Annotated in this window: 15 protein-coding genes; 4 read left to right on the top strand and 11 right to left on the bottom strand. The window is 42.9% G+C overall.

Annotation, left to right across the window (positions count from 1 at the left end; genetic code table 11):
• Positions 1 to 20 precede the first annotated feature (20 nt).
• Positions 21 to 950, top strand: a complete 930-nt coding sequence (locus LROSL1_RS05495) for an IS30-like element ISLpl1 family transposase (RefSeq protein ID WP_085844568.1) — start codon at positions 21 to 23, stop codon at positions 948 to 950.
• Here LROSL1_RS05495 and LROSL1_RS05490 read toward each other — a convergent pair.
• The 5 genes from LROSL1_RS05490 to LROSL1_RS05470 form a co-directional block, all read right to left on the bottom strand.
• Positions 916 to 1,395: an alpha/beta hydrolase gene (locus tag LROSL1_RS05490; protein ID WP_178913990.1), complete on the bottom strand. Its 480-nt coding sequence runs from the start codon at positions 1,393 to 1,395 to the stop codon at positions 916 to 918. The two genes, LROSL1_RS05495 and LROSL1_RS05490, sit on opposite strands and share 35 nt — an antisense overlap.
• On the bottom strand, positions 1,385 to 2,737 hold the full coding sequence (locus tag LROSL1_RS05485; RefSeq protein WP_178913989.1) for a PTS sugar transporter subunit IIC: 1,353 nt from the start codon (positions 2,735 to 2,737) through the stop codon (positions 1,385 to 1,387). Before LROSL1_RS05485 ends, LROSL1_RS05490 begins: the two co-directional genes overlap by 11 nt.
• 334 nt (positions 2,738 to 3,071) lie before the next feature.
• Entirely contained in the window at positions 3,072 to 3,737 is a 666-nt protein-coding gene (trmB, locus tag LROSL1_RS05480; RefSeq protein ID WP_017261676.1) for a tRNA (guanosine(46)-N7)-methyltransferase TrmB, read from the bottom strand.
• Positions 3,738 to 3,880: 143 nt separating this feature from the next.
• Positions 3,881 to 5,101, bottom strand: coding sequence for an ABC transporter permease (locus LROSL1_RS05475; protein WP_178913988.1), 1,221 nt, complete (start codon positions 5,099 to 5,101; stop codon positions 3,881 to 3,883).
• Positions 5,094 to 5,831, bottom strand: a complete 738-nt coding sequence (locus tag LROSL1_RS05470) for an ABC transporter ATP-binding protein (protein ID WP_017261674.1) — start codon at positions 5,829 to 5,831, stop codon at positions 5,094 to 5,096. Before LROSL1_RS05470 ends, LROSL1_RS05475 begins: the two co-directional genes overlap by 8 nt.
• A gap of 363 nt (positions 5,832 to 6,194) precedes the next feature.
• Here LROSL1_RS05470 and LROSL1_RS05465 point away from each other — a divergent pair, with 363 nt between their 5' ends.
• From LROSL1_RS05465 to LROSL1_RS05455, 3 genes are all read left to right on the top strand, one after another.
• The gene (locus LROSL1_RS05465) at positions 6,195 to 6,629 is read left to right on the top strand and encodes an HIT family protein (RefSeq protein ID WP_017261673.1); all 435 of its coding nucleotides are present in this window, start codon (positions 6,195 to 6,197) and stop codon (positions 6,627 to 6,629) included.
• A gap of 3 nt (positions 6,630 to 6,632) precedes the next feature.
• Positions 6,633 to 6,893, top strand: coding sequence for a hypothetical protein (locus LROSL1_RS05460; RefSeq protein WP_178913987.1), 261 nt, complete (start codon positions 6,633 to 6,635; stop codon positions 6,891 to 6,893).
• Between the two features lie 205 nt (positions 6,894 to 7,098).
• A complete protein-coding gene (locus LROSL1_RS05455; RefSeq protein WP_017261671.1) occupies positions 7,099 to 8,010 on the top strand; it encodes a peptidylprolyl isomerase in 912 nt (303 codons plus the stop codon).
• A 140-nt stretch (positions 8,011 to 8,150) separates the two neighbouring features.
• On the opposite strand, the gene LROSL1_RS05450 is transcribed toward LROSL1_RS05455, so the two are convergent.
• The 6 genes from LROSL1_RS05450 to LROSL1_RS05425 form a co-directional block, all read right to left on the bottom strand.
• Positions 8,151 to 9,125: a 3'-5' exoribonuclease YhaM family protein gene (locus tag LROSL1_RS05450; RefSeq protein ID WP_178913986.1), complete on the bottom strand. Its 975-nt coding sequence runs from the start codon at positions 9,123 to 9,125 to the stop codon at positions 8,151 to 8,153.
• 61 nt (positions 9,126 to 9,186) lie between these two features.
• A complete protein-coding gene (locus LROSL1_RS05445) occupies positions 9,187 to 11,697 on the bottom strand; it encodes an ATP-binding protein (RefSeq protein ID WP_178913985.1) in 2,511 nt (836 codons plus the stop codon).
• A gap of 3 nt (positions 11,698 to 11,700) precedes the next feature.
• Positions 11,701 to 12,939, bottom strand: a complete 1,239-nt coding sequence (locus tag LROSL1_RS05440; protein ID WP_178913984.1) for a metallophosphoesterase family protein — start codon at positions 12,937 to 12,939, stop codon at positions 11,701 to 11,703.
• Between the two features lie 119 nt (positions 12,940 to 13,058).
• Positions 13,059 to 13,403, bottom strand: coding sequence for a YlbF family regulator (locus LROSL1_RS05435; RefSeq protein WP_178913983.1), 345 nt, complete (start codon positions 13,401 to 13,403; stop codon positions 13,059 to 13,061).
• A 115-nt stretch (positions 13,404 to 13,518) separates the two neighbouring features.
• Positions 13,519 to 15,651, bottom strand: coding sequence for a PBP1A family penicillin-binding protein (locus tag LROSL1_RS05430; protein ID WP_404825829.1), 2,133 nt, complete (start codon positions 15,649 to 15,651; stop codon positions 13,519 to 13,521).
• A gap of 298 nt (positions 15,652 to 15,949) precedes the next feature.
• Positions 15,950 to 16,402: an arginine repressor gene (locus LROSL1_RS05425; protein WP_017261665.1), complete on the bottom strand. Its 453-nt coding sequence runs from the start codon at positions 16,400 to 16,402 to the stop codon at positions 15,950 to 15,952.
• Between the last annotated feature and the right edge of the window lie 3 nt (positions 16,403 to 16,405).

Below are 16,405 nucleotides of genomic sequence, written 5' to 3'. Positions count from 1 at the left end.
ATCTTTTAGGAGCTGATCTTTTGTCTAGTATAACCTATTCCGAACGAATTAAAATCGAAACCTTTTGTGAACTAGGGCTGTCCAATATCCAAATGGGCGTTCGGCTGAACCGATCACCGTCAACAATTTCTTATGAATTATCTCGATGTCAACCTTATCAGGCTGAATTAGCACAAACAGATGCCGAATACAAGCGATCACGATGTGGTCGGAAAACTAAGCTGAGCGATGAGTTAAAGCAAAAAATTCTCAACCATTTACGTCTAAGCTGGTCACCAGGAATGATTGCTCACGAATTTAAACTAGCTACTAAATCTATTTATAATTGGCTAAATCAGGGGAGAATTGGTTTCTCCTTGAATGATCTACCTGAACATGGCGTACGCCAACGGCGTAACGTTGACCAACGATCCAAATATAATCAATCTTTGGGGCGATCAATTGAACAGCGTCCCATGATGATTAATCAACGTAATCGCATCGGCGATTTTGAACTAGATACAGTCGTTGGTCCTCGTGGGCATAGTAAGGCAGTTTTATTAACTTTAATCGATCGCAAATCACGGTTCTTTTGGGCATACCGGTTAAAAGATCGGACGACAGCGACTGTTAATGAAGCACTAACTAAGTTCCTAACCACTTTTAATGGTCCGGTTCACAGCTTTACTGTGGACCGTGGCACTGAGTTTAGTGGGCTAGTATCACTTGAATCACAATATGGTATTAAGACCTATTACTGCCATGCTTATACGCCAGCTGAACGCGGTAGTAATGAACGCTTTAATCGGAATTTACGTTATTTTTATCCTAAAGGGACTCGTTTTGAGCACATTAGTGCTCAAGATTTAACGACGACGTTACTCCAAATTAACCAGCGACCGCTTAAAATACTCGACTGGCAAACACCGTATCAGGTTATGCTGACAAATTTGTCCAAAAATTCGGATTAAATTTGCAATCTACCAAATAGTTAAAAGCGATATTAAACCATTTGGCCTGCTTTTTGATATTTGCATAGCCGTCATGGTTATTTTCAAACGCCACGACGAAAAACGGCGTGTTGTCACCGGCCCGAACTTGACCCGTGACTTGGAGGGTATCATTTTCCTTAACCGTAATTTTAACAACGCTATGTTGAACTGGCGTCGACTTTTGACCACCTTGGGCATTTTTAGCAACGCCCTGACCTGAATTGATCGTTTTAAATAAATCATCAAAACGGTTCTGTCCAGCCGACGATCCAGGAATAAAAATAACTGGCGACATTTGGGATTGTCGAATAGTTCGCGGCTTAGTGACTGAACTCTTAACCCACGGAATCGTGAAGCAAGTCACTACAATAACAAACACAAACAGACCGCCGACAAATAACCATCGTTTGATTTTATTGGTCATTTTGATCACGTCCCGTCTCTGTCTTATGATTCCGCTCACGCGTTATTAATAATGCCTGCAAACGATTTCCGTTTTTAACAAACGGAATAAAGAAAATAATATCCAAGAAAAAGAGAATAATCGCCACAATTAATGTAGCAATATCGCCACCCGTACCTGCGTAACCCTGCAAAATTCCCGGTGTCGTCCACGGAATTCGATAGACTGCTGGTGGAATAATACGCGATTTAATTAGCACTGCCCCAACCAGCATATTGAACACAGGAACAATCAACATTGGTAGTAAGTAAATTGAATTAAAAATCATTGGCAAACCAACCAGGCCAATTCCAGACATATTGGATAACGTTGGTAAGAGTCCACGATAAGCGACTCGCCGTTCACGATGAACGATTCCGACTAGTAAAATCGCAATCATCAAGGCCAACATGCCACCCACGCCACTAATATTACCAAACACATCGTACAAGGTATGTAAAGTAATCGGATATGGCGCACCAAATGAAGTGTGATGTGCCTGTGAAAATTGATAATTTGCACCGGAGTATGTCGTAAAACCAGTTAATCGCGGTTGCGCGATTGGACTTGCCAGTCCAAAAAACATTAACAGATTACTAATTACAGCGGATGCCAGAATAGCAAACACATGTGTTGTCGCCTTGCCCAATGTAATGGTTGCAATCCCCTCATTGAGGATGCCAAGCGGACCAGCCGCAGTAACCAAACTCAAGCTAAAACCGATGCCCACAAACAAAATAATTACGATTGCCAACGGAAAAAACATGCGTTGAGAACGCGAAAAAAGTCGGTCATCCTCTGTTACAACTTGATGACTGGAGAAGTGATTGCTAAAAGGAATTCGGAATATTAGGCCGACAATGATACCAGTCACAAACGCCAAGAACAGACCACGCAAGCCAAAATTATCAAATAAGAATAAGTTATCTGGGCTTCGATAATCATAATTTAAAATAATGTACGCTGCACCACTAGCGAGTCCAGTCGTCATTTTGTCTTTGTGAAAAAACTCTGCGTAATAATAACCCACAAGATAGGCCGCGCAAATACTGACAACCACATTTAGCATGATAACTAAATCACTCAGTGAGTACCCGGTCTCAATTAATGCATTGCCAGCGCGTTTAAATTGAAAGATTTGATAGTAAAAACCATCAGGCCGCAACCACGCCTCATCAATCCAGCTCAGTAAGACGTCCATTAAGACAAACGGAAATAATATGGTTAACGAATGACGAATAACAGACGTCATTGGTCGGTCTCGCAAAAATAGAGCTACTTCTGCGTTACGTATGTGAAAATCTTTTCCAAGTTGTTTCATCATTACAGTCACGTCCTCATAATATGTCACGTTCTTTATACCGCTTGCTCCGTCTACGTGCAAGCGGTAACCGTTTTTCGTAGGAAACAGAGCGGGACATAACACGTTTTGGCTTTCTCAGGTAACACAAATAAAGCGTTTATGGGTAATTTTCCCATGAACGCTTTATTTGTGTTTGTGTTAGATGAGCAAAAGTCAGCGTTGGGTCTCGCGTTTGCGGCAATTTTTCATCGGCTTGATCTTTTGCGGTTGAAGAAAGATTGCTCGTTGACGTTCCACTATGATTTGAGTTTAGGCGTTATGCCCCAGTCTTTCGATTTCAAATTTAACGAGATCGTTATTTGGCCTTATCTGGCATTTCAACGACGAGCCGATAAATGGGTTGGCCCTTCGCCGAAAATTTTTGTTCGTACTCTGTCTCAATATTTTCCAGCTTACCGTCGCTGGCCGCAATATCTGCATGTAGATCCAGTGAAACCTCAGTCAACTGCAAACCAAATGCCGTCATGCTCATAAGTGAATACTCAAATAGATGGCGATTGTCGGTCTTAAACTGAATCTTACCATTATCGCGCAAAACGGCCTGGTAACTAGCCAGAAAAGTTTTGTACGTCAAACGACGCTTTTCGTGGCGAGTCTTCGGCCATGGATCAGAAAAGTTTAAGTAGAGTTGATCGACTTCACCTGGCTCGAAGAAAGTTTCAACGCCATCTCCATCTGCCAAGACCCACTGTAAATTATCTAATGCTTCGGGCAGAGACGTTTTTAAAGCTGCTGCCAAGACTGACTTTTGCAATTCAATACCAACAAAATTAATTTCCGGATGGGCTTTTGCCATGCCAATCAGAAACTGACCCTTACCGGTGCCAATTTCTACTTGTAACGGCTGTTGCTGTTTGAAACGATCTTGCCAATGACCACGGTGAGCAGCAGCATCTAATACAATGGCTTCAGGGTTTTCAGCAATAAGATCGTCCGCCCATGGTTTGTTTCTTACTCGCATATAAAAGGTTCTCCTTGTACTGTTTTTAACAGTTATGTGATTTTCAGATAATGAGTTGATTGTTGAGCATACCAAACTGTTCAGCATTTCGCATTGTGAATGGCGCTTTGAGTCTAGTTTTATACTTTATCAGTAAATTAAACCTAGCTTTTTCTCAACCGCCAACCGCTATACCAGCCTATAAAGATAATCAATTCAGCCGCCATCGCAACTATATCAATCAGAAGCCGCAGCCATGACCAGTTGACCGCAACATCAACGATGACAAACAAAACGGCGCAAATTGTCAAAACGTCAGTTAAAACTGTTTTGAAAGCTGACAACTGTTGTCCTTTAGTAACTGGAAACAGATGAGTAAATACTTTTCCCTCGTACTCGCGATAGAAAGGCAACAATTGAAAACCAATCAAATAGATAGCCAACAGCATCACAACAAGGCTAGCCCATTGATTAGTCAAAAAGATTAAGATGATCATTCCCATAACTGTCAGTCGTGTAATGAGTCCAAACGTATCACTATCGCGGCCAAGTCCTCGTGTAAATAGGAATAAATATGGATTGGTCGATTGGCCAATAACAAGCTTCCACATTGGGTCTAAATAGCGTCGTCTTCTAACCGTTGCCTTAACCTGTGGAACGTCTGTAAATAGGTTAAAGAAACGATACAAAACCATCATGCGTCCATTTTCATTTGTAATTAAAGACTGCCAAGCCAACTGCCCCTGTTGCCAACGCTTTCCTAAACCGGCAATTGAGGCACTCAAAGCTAGTAAAGCTGCGATCAACCCAATCCAGACTGACACAAACAAACTGAGACCGAAAATAACAATCGCGCCCAACCAGTTTACCAACCGAACTTGTGCAATCGAATGTTTTACCTGTTGGACACCTTGTTGTAGCTGCCAGTTCATCCATGCTGCCTTAGTAATTAACTGAGTCATAATAAGGATGGCAGCTTCAAGCAACGTCATCTGGTCACCACGAGCTAAAAACGGTAATAAAACCACGCCAACCGCAATTTGAATGAAGCTTGCCATTAACAAGCTATAATTGCGGGCATGCTTTAAATACTGATGAAGAGTTGTTTCTGCAGGTAGCAAAAAGACGGCGTCAGCAGGTTCCAACAATGTTGCTAATCTTCCCATTTGTAGTGCAATAACTAAGATCAGCATCGTTAACCATGGCCCCCACCAGACACCTAGTGTTAACGTTTTTAATTCATTTTGGTAAGCAAACCCCAATGCACCAAAGAAGAAAAACAACGCAATGACAAAGTGATCAGTAAAGACAAGCCGTAAATATTTCAATAACTGACCGGCATGGCGTGATAAACGTTGAGAAAACAATTTCTGCAAATCAGTCATTACGTTCACCATTTGCTAGTGCCAAATAAATATCATCCAGAGAACCACCTACGTCTGGGAAAGCAGCCCTTAACTGATCTAACGTCCCAGAAACCTTCACTTCGCCCTGGTTTAGCAAAATGAATCGGTCACAATATTTTTCAGCGTTTGCAAGCACGTGTGTCGACATGAGGACAGCCGCCCCACGGCCACGTGCTTCCTCAATCAATTGAAGCAAGTCATGCACAGCAACCGGATCTAAGCCTAAAAACGGTTCGTCAATAATAAAAACCTTCGCATTGGTCATAAATGCATTCACAATCATAACCTTTTGTCTCATTCCCTTAGAAAAATTGGCAGGAAACCAGTTCAACTTATTATCTAAACGGAATGTCTTTAATAATTCATGTGCCCGAATCCATGTTTTCTCGACATCTAAACCATAAGCCATCATGGTCAACGTGAGTGTTTCTTGAAGGGTTAGCTCATCGTATAACACTGGTAATTCCGGGATATAAGCAATTTGTTGTTTGTACGCGGCAGGATCAGTTTTCAGATCCACCCCACCTAATTGGATATGTCCTCGAATTGGTGTTAGCAAACCAATAATATGGTTTATCGTCGTCGACTTTCCGGCTCCGTTCAAACCAATGAGGCCGACCACTTCGCCGTCTGAAACGGAAAAACTGACATCCTTTAGCACTGGAACCTGTGAATAACCGCCCACTAAATGTTCAACTTCAATTCCCATAGTTATATCCTTTCGATTATTTTATCTTCATTCATATTACTTTGTTATTCTATTCCGATCATCGCACCGGGTTTAGACAAGGTTTCGACGCGAATAAACGTTAAACTGCTACAACACTATTTTCATTGGTATTGGCGCTTACGTTTAAAAATGCTGTCCCTGATTATAGCATATATCCTCCTCAAAAACGGATCGCGTGGTGCAAGTGATTAACACACTTACGTCTCACAATCCTTTCCGCAGTCAAGACAGATGTGTATAATCAAGATAAGTGAAAAGATGTATAGGTGCATATGGGTTAAATCACGAATCGTTAAATCAAACGAAACGTTTGCGTCTATACGTAAATGAGGAGGAACTGAAATGCTAGATGATAACTGCATTTTTTGTAAGATTATTAAAGGCGAAATTCCAAGCTACACGGTATACGAAGATGACGAAGTTAAGGCGTTTTTAGATATCTCCCAAGGTACGCCAGGCCATACTTTGGTCATTCCTAAGACACACGTACCAGATATCTTCGCTTATGACGAGGATTTGGCGCAACGTGTGTTTGCCAGAATTCCCAAAATTGCCCGTGCCGTCCGTGCATCAAACCCTAACATTGTTGCCATGAACATTGTCAACAACAACGGCAAAGTTGCTTATCAATCTGTGTTCCACTCACACTTTCACATTGTTCCCCGCTATAGCGATGACGATGATTTCAAAATGATTTTTAAAGATAACAGTGATAACTATGATGATGCGGCCTACCGCAAAATTCAGCAAGACATCATGGCACATATGGGGGCGTAATCCATGTTTGCTAAACTAACTGCGCCCATTCGAGAACTCGTTGCTTCAGTTCAAGGCTTCACCACCGCACTGCATCGCTTGCAAAGTAGTGTTTCACAATTATCTGAAACGGCAGCCAAAGCACAAGAAACGGTTAATGATATTCAGAAATCTGTTGAACAATTTCAGTTCAAAACAGCAGCTCACGAAAAAGTCATTCAAGAAAACTTGGACAAGTTGAATGATGACTTAGCCGCCATTAATCGTCACAAGGATAAAAAATAATGTTGTTTACATGCACTGATGCCTGCTACTTTGGCCTTAGTGCATTTTTTATTCAGTAGCTTAACGGCACCTTAACGCAAGTAAAAGTTTCCGTTAAGGCGGCAGCTTGTTTCTACATCGGCATTAATCTATGTTAATATAGCTTTTGTACGTTTCGCCATGTTGACATGGCAAACAAAAATCGAAATGGATGTGAATATTTTTTATGAAAAAATGGCTTCTTGTTCCAGCCGGTTTAGTGATGGCCTTTTCACTTGCTGCGTGTGGAAACAAAACTGTGGCAACTACCAATGGTGGTAAAATCACCCAGGACCAATACTACTCAAGTATGAAGACCACCAGTCAGGGTAAGCAAGTCCTGCAACAAATGATCATCAAAAAAGTACTTGAAAAGAATTACGGTAGCAAGGTTTCAAGCAGTAAAGTTAACAAGCAATATGACACGGTTAAGAAACAGTACGGTTCAAGCTTCAACAGCATGTTGACCCAACAAGGCATGACAGCCTCCAGCTTAAAAGACACCCTTCGCATGAACCTGTTGCTAAAAGAAGCCGTGAAGAATGACGTCAAGATTACTGACTCTGACCTGAAGAAACAATTCAAGAGTTGGGAACCTAAAGTATCGACAGCTGTTATCGTAACGAGTAAGAAAGACACAGCCACTAAGGCCATTGATGAATTGAATTCTGGTACTTCATTTACTAAGGTCGCCAAGAAGTATTCTGAAGACACCAGTTCAAAGAATAAGGGTGGCAAAGTCGGAACGTTTGACAACGCCTCTACTTCAGTTGATGACAGTATTAAAACAGCTGCCTTCAAATTGAACAATGGTGAATATACGAAGACTCCTGTGACAGACACGAACTCACAAACTGGAACAAAGAGTTATTACGTTATTAAGATGTTGAACAAGCCTTCTAAGGGTACTTGGACTCAACACAAACAAGATCTTAAGGAACAAATTTGGAACCAAGACATGGACACCAGCAACGGTGGTACTGTCCTTCAATCCGTTATTGCTAAGGAATTGAAGAAGGGTAACGTTAACATTAAGGACAATGACTTGAAGGATGTGCTTTCACAGTACACTTCTACCTCATCATCTTCTGCAAACTAAGTAATTAAGTCGTTGAATTAGTTTATGCACGATAAAAGGCAACCTCATTTATGGGGGTTGCCTTTTATCGTGCATTGAAGTTTGCCATCAAATGAAGCATGGCACATGATGAACGCGTTTTAATATTCAATAATGAATCGCTAATCATCCTCTGACTGATTAGTTTTGGATGCTGTTGGTCGGTAAAAATTACGGCCATCTAAACCAAAAATTCGTTCAGAGAAATCACCAGGTTCAGTATGTTCAACTGCTGTGCTCATCATTTGAATTGAAGCATCTAGTTCATCCAAATCATGAAGAACTTCTGCTTCTAGCAAATGTGGTCGCACTGGCGAACCGTATTCCAATAAACCGTGATGTGCCAGAATCATGTGCCGTAATAACAGCATTTCTTCACTTTCGGGATCAAAATGCAGTTCCTGACAGACATTCACAATTTCTTCATCAATCAGGACAATGTGCCCAATCAAATTACCGGCCAATGTATAGGTTGTTGAAATGGGTCCCGACAATTCAATGGTTTTGCCCAAATCATGTAGAAGCGCGCCGGAGTACAGCAATGAACGATCAATATTTGGATGCAAATCGGCAACAGTCTTAGCCAGTCTCACAATTGAAATCGTGTGATAAGCTAGCCCACCTGCAAATGCATGATGGTTTTTCTTGGCAGCCGGAAAATTATAGAAATCATCTGCATGGCGCTGAAGCAGTGTTCGAACTACCCGATTCCACGTAGGTTCAGTGATTTCAAAGATAATGTTTGAAATGGATTCTTCCATTTCAGCCCGCGTCATCGGTCCGTGGGCCACATACTGAGACGGATCATTGGGTTCACTGGTATTTGCCAGCCGCAGATTCATGATTTTTAATTGCGGATTTCCCTGATAAAGTTCCTTCTTGCCTCTAACCAGGACCACTTTTCCCGGTTCAAACGTAGCAATATCTTGATCCGTTGCATCCCAAAAATTACCAGACAATTCGCCAGAAGGGTCCTCAAACGTCATCCGAATAAATTGCTTTCCGTTTTTAGCCGTTCTTACGTCTGCCCCTTTCAGTAACAAGAACAAATCAAATTGTTCATCTACCTGAAATGACAGCAATTGTTTTTCCGCCATGTTCACGACTCCTTACGTTTATTTTTTTCACTCCTAGACTACATACTCGGTCATGCTGTCGTTAGAGCTCAGTGATCTGGTTGTCATCAAACGTAGATAGTGCCCCCGCATCCGCTGTAAAGTAAATCACCTGAACCTCTTGTGAAAGTTCTTTCATCAAGTTAAACATTGCCTGTTTACGATGACGATCAAAGTCAACGAACGCATCATCAATAATCAACGGCATTGCAGTCCTGTCTGCCATGACACTAGCAAACCCAAGTCGAAGCGCGATATAGAGTTGCTCGGCCGTACCACGAGATAATTCAGTAACGTCGAAAACTGTTCCCTGAGACGTTGTTACTGTTAACGCCTCGTTAATAAATTCAATCTTAGTATAGTGCTCAAGGGTTAACGTCGCAAAATATGTTTGCGCGCGCTTTACAATTGCTGGCAAACGGTCAGCAGACGCAGCGTTAAGTGCCCCGTCGATCCACTGTGCGCTTAGTCGATTAACCAACCATTGTTGCGCGGTTTCGACCAGTTTAGTTTCCATGTTTGCCAAACGTTGCCGCAGTATTGGCATGGTTTCATCCTCACTCTGACGAGCAAACAGTGCCTGTTGATTTGCAATGTCTTCTTGTACCTGATCACGTTGCTCAATATCACTTTGTAAATTTGTTGTCACTTCCGCCTGGCGTTGGTCAACCGCCGCTATATCCTGATATGAAGATAGCTTAGCTAACCACGCTGGTGTCAATTGATTGCCAAGTGCCCGACGTTCCGCTGTTTGATCGGCTAACTGAAGTTGTTGTTGATACAGATTTTCAAAATCATTCGGCGTTTGTACACGATAACGTTGCATTACCTGCTGTAGTGACGTCGTTATCTCACTTAATTTGGCTTGTAAGTCACTATTGTCACGGATAAGTTGCAGGCGCTGCTGTGATTGTCCCTGCACAGTTGCGACGGCCAGTTCCTTTGCCGATGTATACTGTCGGGCCTTTAATAATGCATCTGCTGCTGACAAATTCGTTAACGGCAATTGTGTCTCAGCAAATTGATAGCCTTCAAAGAAGTGATTGATATCAGCGTTCAACTGTTGAATTTTACTTTTTAATGAATCAATTTGATCTGTTAACTGGTTTAATCGTTGAATATCCGGCTGTAAAGCCAACCACGTGCCAACTGGAAAACCAGCCATGTGATGTCGCTGGGTTAATTCGGATATGCTACTTTCCTTTGTTGCCACCGTTCCATGAGCCTGTTGAGCCCGAAACCAGACAAAAACATTGAACCAGCCACCAGCTATGCCAGCAATACCCAAAAGTACAAACAGCCATTTCACACCGCTGCTCATTATCAGTCCAAGCAACAAAAGGACCAGGCCGACGCCCATCATTAGCCACTGCTCACGCGTCTTTGAACCATTTGTAACCTGTTGCTGTCCTACTTGAGTAAGTCGACTAACTTGCTCATATTCGGAATCACTTAGCGGTGTCGGCCACGATGCATTGAATCGATGCTTTGTCACGATTTGATCCCGTTCATCACTTTGCTCAGCGACTTGCTGTCGACTATACTGACGCTCATGAATTGCCGTCTCAATCTGATCAAACGATGCAGCCTGCGACTTAAAGGCACTTTGATGATCAATATAAAATTGAACTTCTTGAGGCGTTTCCGTCGTCTGATCCTTTAGTTGCGCCACCTGACGAACTGACGTTTGCATCAGCTGTTCACGCTGTGTCTGAAGTTTTAAAAAGTCAGCATAATCCTCGGCCGTAATCAGTTTTTCATTCACGTCAGACAGGCCACCAGACATGTCCCGGTATTTTTCAAACACTGGCCACAACTGCGTGATTCTTGCCAACTTGTCCCGCTTACTCGTTAATTCTTTAATGTGATCACCAAGTTGAGCAACTTTCTGTTTACCAGATAGAATATCGTGTTGACGTTTGACAAAATTGGGATAGCCCGCTTCTGCAGCTTTCAGTCGAGCCTGCAAATCATGATAAGTTGTTAGTTGTTGATTTAAAGCAGGCTTTTGACCACGAGGACGATATAAATCGTCTGCGTCCTTATCAAATTGCTCAGCCAGCTCAATCCACGATGTACTTCCGACTGCCCCAACACGTTGAACATTTGCCATCAACTCAGGTTGCGTCACAGTGGTCAAAAGCTGCAAACCGCTCAGGTCAAAGTTAAACGTCGCGTCGTTTAATGTTCGATCAACCGGCCCTAGCAATTGGTTCAGCAACTCAGGCGGCATCGTTTGGTTAGTGGTCAAATTTGTCAGCTGAATGTCGCCACCATTCTTACCCGAAGTACGACGCAGACGATACTGTGTCTGCTGGGCATCATCCACTGTAAACGTTAAGCTACCACCATAGCCAGCACCCGTTTTTGGTAAGTATTGTTCAGCCGGATGTTTGGCCGTCGCAAAACCAAATAACACACTGCTAATGAACTTTTGAATAGTTGTCTTTCCTGCTTCATTTTCGCCATAAAAGACCTGCAGTTGCGGATTGACCGGAAAAGTTTTGTTTTGCCATTTACCGAAACCATCGATATGGATTTCTGTAATATTCATCGATTACTCATCCCTTCCAGCCGCGTTGACCTGTCGAATAACAGCCTGTTTCAGATTTCCGCCACTATGAGCCAACGCGCTCGCAATTGTCGGCTCAGCAAAAAGTTGATCAGCAGTTTTCGCAATGTTTTCTGCCGCAAAAACAGAATCTGCCGCTTGATTCCAATAATATTGATCCAATTGTGCAAAGTGTGTCGATTCACTGTCTTCATCCGTCATATGCAGGTCCACCACCAGTTGGTTAACTACATCCAATCGTGCCATTTCTTGCGATTGAAGTAGGCTTAACAGACTCCCGTTAGTCAACCGTTGCTTAGTTTCAGCGGCTAATTGATCCGTATGGATTAATTTAAGGCTCAACATTTCTAAAGACTGGTTAGAGGAATGTGTTTTCACTTGGTCAGCTAACTGACTTAACTGATTGGCAATTGCTTGTTGCAGATCATTTGTGCTGGTAATGCTGTCACAGTCCACCGTTTGCATGTTCCACACGACGGGAGCAACCGCATGAAAAGTTGGTATCAAACGACTTTGTTCCTGTCGAACCAGCATGTACCCCTTTTCACCAGTTTCGTTTATGTGGCGTCCTTGAATATTGCCTGGATAAATAATCCACGGTCGTTCCTCATGTAAGACCTGCCGTTTGTGAATGTGACCCAGCGCCCAGTAATCGTAATGTTTGGTCATAAGCTCATCAACAGTAAACGGTGCGTCGGTATCATGCGGTCCTGGTTTGCCAGAAATTGAACCATGCAACATGCCAATTTGAACATCTGCTTGAGGATCGCGATCAGGAAATGTGGCCGCCATATCTGTGGTAACAACTCGAGTCGGATACGAAAAACCGACTATTTCAACTTTTGTTTGATCTCGCGTTGTCAGCTTAAAACTAGACACCGCTTCACCAAATGAATGGACATTGGCCGGTAGTTGAAGACCATCCGTTGCCGCATCCAGATAATCATGATTGCCATAACTTAAATACACTGGGATCTGTGCCTGATTCAATCGCTCCATCTCGGTTAAAAAGGCTGCCTGAGCGTTAATCGCACGTTCCTGACGATCATAAACGTCACCGGTAATTAAAACAAAATCGACCTGTGTGTCGATGGCGTCGCTAACCAACCGTTTAAAGGCCGTTAGAGGCGATTCATAAATTCTTTGCCACAAAGCGTCCGGCAAATCTTTAAGGCCCAAAAACGGACTGTCTAAATGTAGGTCAGCCGTATGAATGAACTTCATGCTGATGTCTCCTTTACCTCGGTACTTTTGTTTAACGCATTACGCGCCTATCGCTTACTAAAAACAGTCTGGCAGTCACGGGACTAACCGTTACTACCAGACTGCGATATCGAACTTAATTATTTTCTGTATAAATCCTGAATTGGCTTAGTAATCACATTGTTGAGTTCGTTCAACAAGTTGTTAACAGCCTCTTCCTTTTGCATCAATGTTTTGATTTCTTCAAAGTTACCAACCTTCGTGGCTAACTCACGGGCGTTGTTCATTTCGTCTTCAGTCAGATTTTGACCTTGCATCTGCTTTTGTTGCAAACTCAATTGAGTTGACTGAAATTCTTGAAAAGTTTTGTAAGCCTCGTCGTTTTGCTTCATTTTATCGTAGGCATCACTCAGTGCTTGAAATTCGTCGCTTGCTTCTAGGGTCGTGGCCATGGACTTTGCGTCGGCCAAAATATCTGCTGCCATAAACGGTAGCCTCCTCATTTTTTAATTCCTTATTAGTGTACCATTTCCTTCAAAAGGAAACAGCTGTTCGCTTTGAAAATCTCATCAAATTTTCAATCAATTAGTGTCTGATCGTTTAACGTCCTAGAACACCGGTGAACTGGTTCCAAAGATCGCCAGCCTTCTGAAGCAATGAATCGGCGCCCTTACCAATTGATTTACCAACTTTACCAGCGCCTTGTTGCACCTCATCCCAAACGTTGCCACTTTCCGATGAACTCTCGGTTGCTGCTAAAGTATTGGCATCTTTAACGGTAAACGCCGTTTGTTTAGTATTCGGCAACATACTCGTCATTTCAGCCTTGTAGAGCTGACTAACAGCTAATCCTTGGGGAACATCCAAATGGTTACCTTTATTCGTCTGATCGAAGCCTTCCCAGTTAACCATGACCAGGTCTGGGGTGTAGCCGTCAACCCACATATCCGTGGTTCCAGTAGTATCACCAACACCATCTGCCTCAGTGGTACCAGTCTTCCCGGCCACTTGATAACCCGCTGGTTTTGCATAGACACCGGTACCATGGGTAAATGTTCCCAACATCATACTGGTCATTTCGTTAGCAACATTTTTGCTGATAATCCGTTTTGGCTGATCGTAATCATTGTCTACGATGACCTTTCCAGAAGCATCCACAATCTTAGTAATAAAGTGAGCCTGGGTTAACTTACCACCGTTGGCAAACGTCGTAAACGCTTGTGCCATCGTCTCAGGTGAAACACCTTTCTTAATACCACCAAGCACCATTGCCAGATTATTATCAGATTTATCCAAATTAATTCCAAAGCGTTGAACAGAGTCATAACCCTTTTGAACACCAATCTTGTTCAAAAGCCAAACCGCTGGCGCATTGTAACTATTCTGAAGTGCTTGATACATCGGCACCTCACCGCGATAAGTATCGCCGTAGTTACTTGGTGAATAATGATTAGCGCCATAGGATTGTTTCTTATCCTGCAACTCAGAATCATAATAGTAACCATTTTGAAGTGCCGGCGTATAAACAGCAAATGGCTTTATCGTTGATCCTGGTGAACGCAACGACTGTGTAGCACGATTAAAGCCACGGAAAACGTGCTCGCCACGACCGCCCATAACCGCTGACACGCCACCATTATTAGGATCCATTGCAATGCTTGCTGCCTGCACCATCGTGCCATCGCTAGCGTTAGCCGGGAAGTTGGCAGAGTTCTTAAACAAGTTCTGCATGGTTGTTTGCTGCGTTTGATCCAAGGTTGTGTAGATCTTATACCCATGGTTCATGATGTCAGCTTCCGTTAGACCATATTTAGAAATGGCTTCGTCAATCACTGCATCGAAGAAGTAAGGGTACCGGTACGAACTGTCCGGCGCATAATTATCTGTCGTCACTAGTGCTGTTTTTTGATAGGCAGCCGCGTCGGCCGATGAAATCTTTTTGTTATCTGCCATCAAACCGAGCACGACGTTTCGCCGTGCTTTCGAAGCGGCTGGCTGATCAACTGGATTATAACCGCTGGGCGACGTTAACATTCCCGCCAACACAGCTGATTCTGGTACAGTCAACTGAGCCGCATGTTTGCCAAAATAACGTTCAGAAGCATCCTCAACACCCCAAACCCCATGACCAAAATAAGCGTTGTTGAGATACATTGCCAAAATATCCTGTTTAGAATAAACGTTTTCAACTTCAATGGACAAGAATATTTCTCGTGCCTTACGGGTAACCGTCTGTTCCTGTGACAGATAAGCATTTTTAACCAGTTGCTGAGTTAAGGTCGACCCCCCACCGCTGATATAATCGCGATGAAGTAACTTATTTCGGGCTAGCAAGAAGAAGGCACGTGCCAATCCTTTTACTGAATACCCGTGCTCATGGTAAAAATTACGATCTTCCGTTGATAGCACAGCGTTTTGAATGTTAGGTGAAATCTTATCTAATGAAACATAGGTCCCTTTTTGAGAGTACAACTCCCCGGCCTTTTGGTTCTTCCGGTCGTAAATTACCGTTGGTTGTGATAACGCTGCCTTCAAATTACCAACGTGGGCGGTCTTAGCCTCGAACGTAAAGTAGGCGCTCATCACGAAAATAACACTTAAAATAGCCACAATAATCCAACGTGTGAGTTGAAAACGACGCCAGAAATGACGGATGTGCCGCCACATGGCATGCCACAAACGTCCTAACCACTGCATAAATGCAGAGTTTTTAAATTGTTTTAGGCCCTGCATAAAGGCGGAATCCCGCCAAGACTGACCGGAATCCGGATGCTGATTGCGCTTCATAAATTTGTACCCTTCTGTCTAAATTAATCCAGTGTATCGTACCACACTAAACCGTGGCGTCAGCGTTGAAATCGGCAGTTTTAACAATTTTTATTAGTCCGTTTATGAATGTAACCCGACAAACACGCATTTTATCCACATGAATGATAAAAAGGTGATGTTCAAAAACGTCGCAAACGTTCTCAAACATCACCTTTAATTTTGCTAACAACTAAGAGAGCTTTAATTACCTAACGTCCTGCTTTTAATGCTGATATGCTGCCCAACGGTTATGTAACCTGCCTGCCGCCTCACGATTAGGACTGATAACTAATATCGTATCATGACCAGCCAACGTGCCTGTTATAGCATCGTCATCCATGTCATCGATCAGTGCGGCTAATGCGTTACCATCACTGGGCGTCGTTTTAACAACATTCATAAACTCAACTTGAGTAAAGTCGATCACCACTTCACCGAAGCGTTGTTCAAAGCGATCATTCGACACGCCGTTAGTCGTTTTTAAAGCCCGATAAACTGCGTGTCCTTCCGCATTAGGTTCTTTGACAATGTGCAGTTCCTTCAAATCACGTGAGAGCGTTGCCAGTGTTACATGGACATTCTGCGCAACCAACGCTTTTTGCAACGCATCTTGGTTAGTAATGTTAGCTGATTCAATCAACTTTACGATTGCCGCTTGCCGTTGTTGCTTTTGCATGCG

It is taken from the genome of Furfurilactobacillus rossiae (genome assembly GCF_013394005.1).
GTDB classification, from domain to species: Bacteria; Bacillota; Bacilli; order Lactobacillales; family Lactobacillaceae; genus Furfurilactobacillus; species Furfurilactobacillus rossiae.
Note: the sequence above shows the minus strand (reverse complement) of the source record. Positions and strands in the feature narration are given on the sequence as shown.

Coding starts and splice junctions, on each gene's coding strand:
- trmB (WP_017261676.1), bottom strand. CDS start 3,737: ATGCGAGTAAGAAACAAACCATGGGCGGACGATCTTATTGCTGAAAAC.
- LROSL1_RS05435 (WP_178913983.1), bottom strand. CDS start 13,403: ATGGCAGCAGATATTTTGGCCGACGCAAAGTCCATGGCCACGACCCTA.
- LROSL1_RS05450 (WP_178913986.1), bottom strand. CDS start 9,125: ATGGCGGAAAAACAATTGCTGTCATTTCAGGTAGATGAACAATTTGAT.
- LROSL1_RS05425 (WP_017261665.1), bottom strand. CDS start 16,402: ATGCAAAAGCAACAACGGCAAGCGGCAATCGTAAAGTTGATTGAATCA.
- LROSL1_RS05475 (WP_178913988.1), bottom strand. CDS start 5,101: ATGACTGATTTGCAGAAATTGTTTTCTCAACGTTTATCACGCCATGCC.
- LROSL1_RS05470 (WP_017261674.1), bottom strand. CDS start 5,831: ATGGGAATTGAAGTTGAACATTTAGTGGGCGGTTATTCACAGGTTCCA.
- LROSL1_RS05465 (WP_017261673.1), top strand. CDS start 6,195: ATGCTAGATGATAACTGCATTTTTTGTAAGATTATTAAAGGCGAAATT.
- LROSL1_RS05485 (WP_178913989.1), bottom strand. CDS start 2,737: ATGATGAAACAACTTGGAAAAGATTTTCACATACGTAACGCAGAAGTA.
- LROSL1_RS05445 (WP_178913985.1), bottom strand. CDS start 11,697: ATGAATATTACAGAAATCCATATCGATGGTTTCGGTAAATGGCAAAAC.
- LROSL1_RS05455 (WP_017261671.1), top strand. CDS start 7,099: ATGAAAAAATGGCTTCTTGTTCCAGCCGGTTTAGTGATGGCCTTTTCA.
- LROSL1_RS05460 (WP_178913987.1), top strand. CDS start 6,633: ATGTTTGCTAAACTAACTGCGCCCATTCGAGAACTCGTTGCTTCAGTT.
- LROSL1_RS05440 (WP_178913984.1), bottom strand. CDS start 12,939: ATGAAGTTCATTCATACGGCTGACCTACATTTAGACAGTCCGTTTTTG.
- LROSL1_RS05430 (WP_404825829.1), bottom strand. CDS start 15,651: ATGCAGGGCCTAAAACAATTTAAAAACTCTGCATTTATGCAGTGGTTA.
- LROSL1_RS05490 (WP_178913990.1), bottom strand. CDS start 1,395: ATGACCAATAAAATCAAACGATGGTTATTTGTCGGCGGTCTGTTTGTG.